The 6,885-nt window shown below is 39.2% G+C and carries 7 protein-coding genes and 1 pseudogene; 2 read left to right on the top strand and 6 right to left on the bottom strand.

The window, feature by feature from the left end:
* A pseudogene (locus tag AC07E5_RS13255) lies at positions 1-116 on the top strand (transposase); the annotation flags it as partial.
* Between the two features lie 382 nt (positions 117-498).
* Here the strand turns inward: AC07E5_RS13255 and AC07E5_RS13250 are convergent.
* From AC07E5_RS13250 to AC07E5_RS13225, 6 genes are all read right to left on the bottom strand, one after another.
* Complete coding sequence (locus AC07E5_RS13250; RefSeq protein WP_498625646.1) at positions 499-1,323, bottom strand: hypothetical protein; 825 nt, start codon at positions 1,321-1,323, stop codon at positions 499-501.
* Complete coding sequence (locus AC07E5_RS13245; protein ID WP_498625645.1) at positions 1,305-1,694, bottom strand: hypothetical protein; 390 nt, start codon at positions 1,692-1,694, stop codon at positions 1,305-1,307. The genes AC07E5_RS13250 and AC07E5_RS13245 overlap by 19 nt, the downstream gene beginning before the upstream one ends.
* Positions 1,691-2,821 (bottom strand): hypothetical protein, encoded by a 1,131-nt coding sequence (locus tag AC07E5_RS13240; RefSeq protein WP_498625644.1) that lies wholly within the window; start codon positions 2,819-2,821, stop codon positions 1,691-1,693. Before AC07E5_RS13240 ends, AC07E5_RS13245 begins: the two co-directional genes overlap by 4 nt.
* A gap of 253 nt (positions 2,822-3,074) precedes the next feature.
* Positions 3,075-4,208, bottom strand: a complete 1,134-nt coding sequence (gene proB / locus AC07E5_RS13235) for a glutamate 5-kinase (RefSeq protein ID WP_178865599.1) — start codon at positions 4,206-4,208, stop codon at positions 3,075-3,077.
* A 27-nt stretch (positions 4,209-4,235) separates the two neighbouring features.
* The gene (gene cgtA, locus AC07E5_RS13230; protein ID WP_004971687.1) at positions 4,236-5,450 is read right to left on the bottom strand and encodes an Obg family GTPase CgtA; all 1,215 of its coding nucleotides are present in this window, start codon (positions 5,448-5,450) and stop codon (positions 4,236-4,238) included.
* Between the two features lie 47 nt (positions 5,451-5,497).
* Entirely contained in the window at positions 5,498-5,686 is a 189-nt protein-coding gene (locus AC07E5_RS13225; RefSeq protein WP_178865602.1) for a hypothetical protein, read from the bottom strand.
* On the opposite strand from AC07E5_RS13225, the gene AC07E5_RS13220 reads away from it, so the two are divergent.
* A complete protein-coding gene (locus AC07E5_RS13220) occupies positions 5,667-6,863 on the top strand; it encodes an MFS transporter (RefSeq protein WP_498625643.1) in 1,197 nt (398 codons plus the stop codon). The genes AC07E5_RS13225 and AC07E5_RS13220 overlap by 20 nt on opposite strands.
* Positions 6,864-6,885: the final 22 nt, after the last annotated feature.

Genomic DNA, 6,885 nt, shown 5'->3' with positions numbered 1-6,885 from the left:
GGAAGCAGATGAAATATTATTGGCGAGATTTTCAAGTCATGACAGCTGATAAAATAGAGCAATGGGTGGAGAGAGTATCAAACCAATTCGGAAAAGAATACATGTTTACTTTTTAATGACAGCTTATAAGAGGACCAATTAGTTGTACGATAGATTTTAGGTGTGGGCTTATTCATCTAAGAATTATATTGCTGAATAAGCTGTTACGGACAGGTTTGTGCAACAAAACCATATAGGAATAATAAAAAATCGCTATGATGATGTATACCCATCGGTTTGTTTGAATATTTTCCTGTGAAATTTGACCGAATAATAATAAAGCTTGTAATAGTAAAAGAATAAACCAATTTATTTTCTCGCATATTTCAATATAACGGTGATACCTGACTTTATAGTGATGAATAAATGTGGGACTGCACAATAAAGTAATCTGTGTTTTGAATAATTTTCGACGTTCATCACTGAGCAGTTTTTTAATATGTAGACGTAATAGAGCAGTCATAGATTTCCACCTTTTTTACGCGGATGAATCTGAAATAAAGCAACTTGATCAGTCGTAATCATGTATTTAAAGTGACGACATAAATACATATAGATAAAAATCATAAGTATACTTGTGATTAAAATAAAAAGAATGGCAAATGATATGTGAAAAAAATCTTTAAATGGATAAGCAAGCCATAAGCTAGTGAAGATCAAGATAAGTTGAAAACTGGTGAATTGAATTGCTAATTTTTTGCGCTTTCGCGTCTTTTTTAATTCATTCAAAGGCTTTGGATTTTGCCAAATTTGCTGTGCATATTCACATTTGCTTAGTTTGATTTTTTTATGTTTTTGATGATCAAAATCAGCCAAATTGGAAGATAACGCTAGCTCAAAATCGTGGATATTTTCAATCTGGCTCAACAGATAAATGTCTTCAAAAATCTGCCCTTTAAATATATACGACCAGGTCTCACTCTGTGCCAAATATTGAATTTCAATACTATGTAGATCATCAGGGTGAATTACTATAGGCAGCGGGAGCGGGCCTTGGGTGAATAGCCAAAAAGGTTGGCAATTAAAGAAAAAACGGCTAGGTTTAAACTTCACGTTTTGTAGTTCATGATCTTTTAAATATAGTTGAAGCAAAGTTTCAGACTCAGAAGATAAATAAAGAATGACAGACTGATTTATTAAAGCGTAGATAGCGCTTTCTCTGTCATTAAAATCATCAGGATTAAAAATATCAATTTGGTAAAAATGTTTAAAAATACGTGTTTGAATTTGAAATTCTCGATTCAAATATTCAATCTCAAACTCAATCAGATTTTTTTTAGGCATATGGGAAATAATTTTTCTGATGATGCCTGTTGAAGAAAAATATGTATATTTCTCATTCTCAGGTTTATTTTTTGCTTGATTTTATAGTCAATCCAGATTTGATAAGCCGATTGGCAAATCATGAGTACAGACAAAATATAAATATAATGTTTGATTGTAAGCCCTAAAAAAAGCCTATTTTTATCAAATAACAAAAGTATCAAAGCCAACAGGAAGAGTATAGGAAAAGTATTTTTGTGAACTAAAAATGCATTGATTTTTGAATGTTTATAATCAAGTTTCGCCTGCTTTAAAAGTTGAAATTCAAATAGTGATTTCTCCTCTTTGTTAGTGCAAATACTATGTTGAACTAAGGAATCAGGTATCATCATGGCTGATGCCCCTGTATTACTTCTAAGTGTTTAAAGGCATCTTTTTGAATCCAAAAATCTTTAAAATATCCTTCATTAATGGCAACTGGGTAGGATTGCCCAGATTTTAAGTTATGATTAAATCCTGCCCATTTTTGATTGATATAAATTTCATCTAGACCAGTTTTTTCAGTGAGTTCTAGTGGGAGTTGCCAAGTCTGATAACGCGCATTGGTTGCAATCAGTTGAAGTATGTGAGTGTGTGTGATGGGAGCTTGAGCTTCATTGTAAAGGCGATTTGCTTGTAAACCGACAAAATACAAACACGGCCCGAGCACTACACTACATATTAAAGTCGTGATAAATGCATATGCTTTTCTCTCTGCACGAATCACTATATAACCAAGAATAAAAGTGAAAAGAGTGGCAGGAATTAATCCTAGATAAGATTCAGTACCAAAATGTAGACCATCCATTGGTAGAAAGACGCATAAAAAACCAAGAATCATCGCTATAAAAATTAGAATAAGAGGAGTTTTACCAATATCCTGATGAAGCTCAGGTTTAGTGGACTGATGGGGTTGATTAACAACCGGAATATCAAAATACCAATCCTGCTTTAAATGTCTTAACAAGCTCTCGCTTTGTTCTTTAGAAAGCTCTTGCAGATTAATCTGTTTTAATACAGAGAATTTCTGAATGGCTGAAATATTGGATTGAGTATGCAATGGAATGAATTGTAAAAGACCAATTTCTTTTAGATTCAAGTCTTGCTTATCATCAGATTTACGACTGAATAACTTTTTAGTCAGTATGGGGTGCTTTTGCTTAAATGCCATATTAAAAGGTAGTGTAATATGCATTTTCTCGATATCACTTCGTGCGATTCTCCTCCGGAATAGAGGTGTATATGCCAGCTCCAAATAATGTGTTGTGAGGATGAGTTTTGTTGAGCTGGAAATTACAAAGACAATAATAAAAAGGCCAAAATCAAAATAATCAATATTTTGAAATTCTCCGACTAGGATGTGCTTTAGATTAAAACAGACCAAGAGGATTAGAGCAGATAAAGATGCCCAACTAGCGAGTTTATACTGATAAGGTTTGAAATTTAAAATTTCACGTTCGGGTAAATAATAATTAGTCATAGGTGATCTTATTGTTTTGATTTTAAAACATTATATAAGAATCACTGAAATTTTCCATCACCACTTCTGACTTATAACAGTCCTTTCCTTTTGACTTATTCAGAGCATTTATACATTTTTATGAACTTCATCCTAACTACAAAGAAATCGTAGATTGATCACCACTACATAAGATAAAAGCCCATTTTAAAATGGACTTTTATAAATTCATTTTCAAGTTTTTCTCAAGGAATACATTCCTAAAAGACTCAAACTAGTAAATCGCCATATGATTGCGATGAATCATTTCTAGTGAACGTGCCTCGCCTAACACCTGATGCACTTTGTCAGAAGCCAAGCCTTTGACCAAGTCAGCTGAACGCGAACTAAAATTAACACGTCCCACAGCGACACGATGACCCTGTGTATCTACACACTCCACCACATCGCCACGTTCAAAATGCCCTTCTACGGCTTTAACACCCACAGGCAATAAACTGCGGTGGTTTTCTTTAATGGCTTTGACTGCGCCATCATCAATCACCAAACGTCCTGCTGTTTGTAAGTGTGCCGCCAACCACTGTTGATGCGCCGTAATACGGTCATTGTCGGTAATGAACAGCGTACCCAACATTTCGCCCGCCATTAAACGCGCAAGCACATTGTCACTTTCACCACTGGCAATTAAAGTTGGACAACCCGATTTAGCCGCCAAACGCGCTGCACGGACTTTGGTCAGCATGCCACCGCGCCCAAACTTGCCGCCACCACCCGCCATATCAAACAGACTTTCATCCAAAGCGCGTACAGTATGGAACAGTTTTGCGTTTGGATTAGAACGTGGGTCGGAGTCAAACATGCCTTGCTGATCGGTCAAAATAATCAACAAATCTGCATGTACCTGCCCTGCCACCATCGCAGCCAAAGTGTCGTTATCACCAAAGCGAATTTCGTCAGTAGACACTGTGTCATTTTCGTTGATAACTGGAATCACGCGCCATTCAATCAGGTTTTGCAAAGCATCACATGAGTTTAAATAACGACGACGATCTGCCAAATCATCATGGGTTAATAGGACTTGTGCAGTTTGAATCTGGTGTTTTTCCAGCACACTTGACCAAGTTTGAATCAAGCCCATTTGACCAATGGCAGCGCATGCCTGAAGACTGGGTAGATCGGTGGGTCGATGCTCAAGTTTCATTCGCACCATACCTTCAGCCACAGCTCCCGATGACACTAAAATAATTTCGTGTCCAGCATTGTGTAGATCTGCAATTTGTCCCGCCCAATGCGAGATTGCATCCAAATCTAAACCTTGCCCATTGGCTGTGAGTAAAGATGATCCGATTTTAACAACGATTCGTTTACAACCCTTGAGCTGACGTTGCCCATCTACCACTTCTATCATCTTGTCCTCAGTCACTTTTTGTAGCGCTTAGCGTACGTAGTACACTTCTACTTCGCCATCTTCTCCATCATCGTCTTCGTCGTCATCGCCCAACATACCTGCAAGACGTTGCTGACGGCGCATCTCACGATACGCTTCTTTCGCGGCAATGGTTTGTTCACGTGTTTCAGCTTCCAGCTGATCACGGAATGCTTTCATTTCTGCTGCGTACTCAGGATCTTCAACTTCGCGTTCACGTTGTTGCTCAATTTGATCCATCAAGTAATACACCACTTGCTGTGTACCTTCAGACATTAAGCCTGAAGTTTTGAACACAGGACCATCCCACTGCAATTCTTCAAGAATGTGTTTACACCATTCTTCACGTGAATCTTCAGGAAGTTGATCAAGTTTATTCAACACCAACACGATTGGTAACTTTGCCAAAGTTGGAGAGAATTTTTCCAACTCTTGCAGAATTGCTTTGGCATTGTACGCAGGATCAGAACCATCAATAGGTTGAACATCCACAATGTGCAGTAAAATACGAGTACGCGCCAAGTGTTTCAGGAAGCGAATCCCCAAACCTGCGCCTTCTGCTGCACCTTCAATTAGTCCTGGAATATCTGCCATGACAAAAGAACGATGACGATCTGCATCCACCACGCCTAAATTTGGCACCATGGTGGTAAATGGATAGTCAGCAACTTTTGGTTTTGCCGCAGACACGGCACGAATAAAGGTCGATTTACCCGCGTTTGGCATGCCTAGCAAGCCTACATCGGCAAGGACTTTCAACTCCAAACGGATTTCACGGAATTCACCTTTGGTACCATGCGTGAATTTACGCGGTGTTCGGTTGGTAGATGATTTAAAGTGAGTATTCCCTAAACCACCATCACCGCCTTGAGCGACCAATACTTTCTGACCGCTTTCGACTAAATCTGCAATAATATCGCCAGAGTCTGTATCTACAATGGTTGTGCCCACTGGAACGGTCAAAACGACAGATTCACCACCACGACCTGCACAGTTTGCGCCCGACCCGTTTTTACCACGTTCAGCGCGAAATTTACGGGTATAACGATAATCTACAAGGGTGCTTGCGTTGTCGTCGGCTTGAATAAAAATACTGCCGCCACGACCACCATCACCGCCATCTGGCCCACCAAATGGTACAAATTTCTCTCGGCGAAAACTGGCTACGCCATTGCCACCGTCGCCAGCCTCTACGGTAATGACTGCTTCATCAACAAAGCGCATCTTGCCAATCCTCTAAAAACTTTAAAAGCCGTATATTCTGCCATATTTTAGAGAATTTCTCGAATTATATTTATGCAATCGTATACAGAGCTGCTTTTTATCGCTGATTGTTCAAAACACTCATTCCTTTTAGCAATGATATGATCGTTTTTTCTTATTTCTCCTTCCTCATCTAAGTTCTTATAGTGCTTTAACCCTTGTTTGCTTTCTGCCGCCATGTCTAATGCTGTTGCCACCACAACTACGCCTGCTTTATCGCCTAAATTTATTTTGCTCATGGCAACCGCCTGTGGCTTGTGTGCAGGGTCGGCATATTTTAATCAGCCTTTAATTTATTCAATTGAAAAAAGTTTAGGAATTAGCACCAGTCAGGCAGGCTTTGCTGTGGTTTTGGCACAAATAGGCTATGGACTAGGTTTAATGTTACTCGTGCCTTTGGGTGACTTGCTGAATAAGCGTAAATTGATTGTCAGCCTGATGGTTTTTGCTGCGTTTTCGCAAATTTTGCTGTCTTTTAGCAGCAATTTAGCCATGCTGTATTTCTTTACCGTATGTGCCACTTTTGGTGCGATTTCTGCACAAGTGCTTATTCCATTTGCATCTAGCATCAGTCCACCTGAATCGAGTGCTGCCATTGTCGGCAAATTGATGAGTGGCTTGGTAATGGGGATTATTTTATCGCGCACTTTTGCAGGATTTGTATCGACCTATTGGTCTTGGCAAGCTGTCTATTTCAGCAGCGGCATCATCACCCTACTTTTTGCAGGCTTAATGTGGACAAAACTTCCCTCTACAGCTGCCAATAAAAATTTGACTGTGGCAGGCATTTATCGTTCTTTAATTCAGTTGGCTATAACCCAACCACATTTAATTCGTAGAGCGTGCGCGGGCGCTTTGGGCTTTGCCATTTTGTCCTTGGTTTTTACTTCCATGACTTTTGTTTTAGCCAATCCGCCTTATTATTTTAGTGATTTTCAAATTGGGCTTTTTGGTTTATTGGGTGTGATTGGAATTTTCTCGTCAAGTTGGTCGGGTAAAACGGTCGGCAAAGGTCGTGAGAATTTTGTCGCAATATTATGTATTGGCTTGATGTTGTTTTCTTGCATTCCACTCTTTTTTGCACAGCAGAATATTGTGGCTTATGCCGTTGGCGTATTGATGAGTTATTTTGGTCTAACTGCTTTTCACGTATTGAATCAAAACTTGGTGTACCGAATTGATGCCACCGCACGTTCCCGCATTAATGCGGTATATATGACTATTTATTTTTCAGGTGCAGCACTTGGTTCACTAACGGCGGTCTACGCATGGCAACACCGGGGCTGGATGGGTTGTGTTGTCAGTATTTTGGTATTTGCCATCGGGATTTTGCTGATTGATCGTTATGATTTTTCACATCGACGCACTATTTAATCATCCAGAATGTGCTTTGGAG

Source organism: Acinetobacter seohaensis, assembly GCF_056431365.1.
The sequence above is the reverse complement of the archived record's forward strand: the minus strand, read 5'-3'. Positions and strand labels throughout refer to the sequence as shown.

What these genes read in the sequence shown, in the direction of transcription:
- AC07E5_RS13250 (WP_498625646.1), bottom strand. Translation starts at nt 1,323, where the DNA reads ATGCCTAAAAAAAATCTGATTGAGTTTGAGATTGAATATTTGAATCGA.
- AC07E5_RS13245 (WP_498625645.1), bottom strand. Translation starts at nt 1,694, where the DNA reads ATGATGATACCTGATTCCTTAGTTCAACATAGTATTTGCACTAACAAA.
- AC07E5_RS13240 (WP_498625644.1), bottom strand. Translation starts at nt 2,821, where the DNA reads ATGACTAATTATTATTTACCCGAACGTGAAATTTTAAATTTCAAACCT.
- proB (WP_178865599.1), bottom strand. Translation starts at nt 4,208, where the DNA reads ATGATAGAAGTGGTAGATGGGCAACGTCAGCTCAAGGGTTGTAAACGA.
- cgtA (WP_004971687.1), bottom strand. Translation starts at nt 5,450, where the DNA reads ATGCGCTTTGTTGATGAAGCAGTCATTACCGTAGAGGCTGGCGACGGT.
- AC07E5_RS13220 (WP_498625643.1), top strand. Translation starts at nt 5,667, where the DNA reads ATGTCTAATGCTGTTGCCACCACAACTACGCCTGCTTTATCGCCTAAA.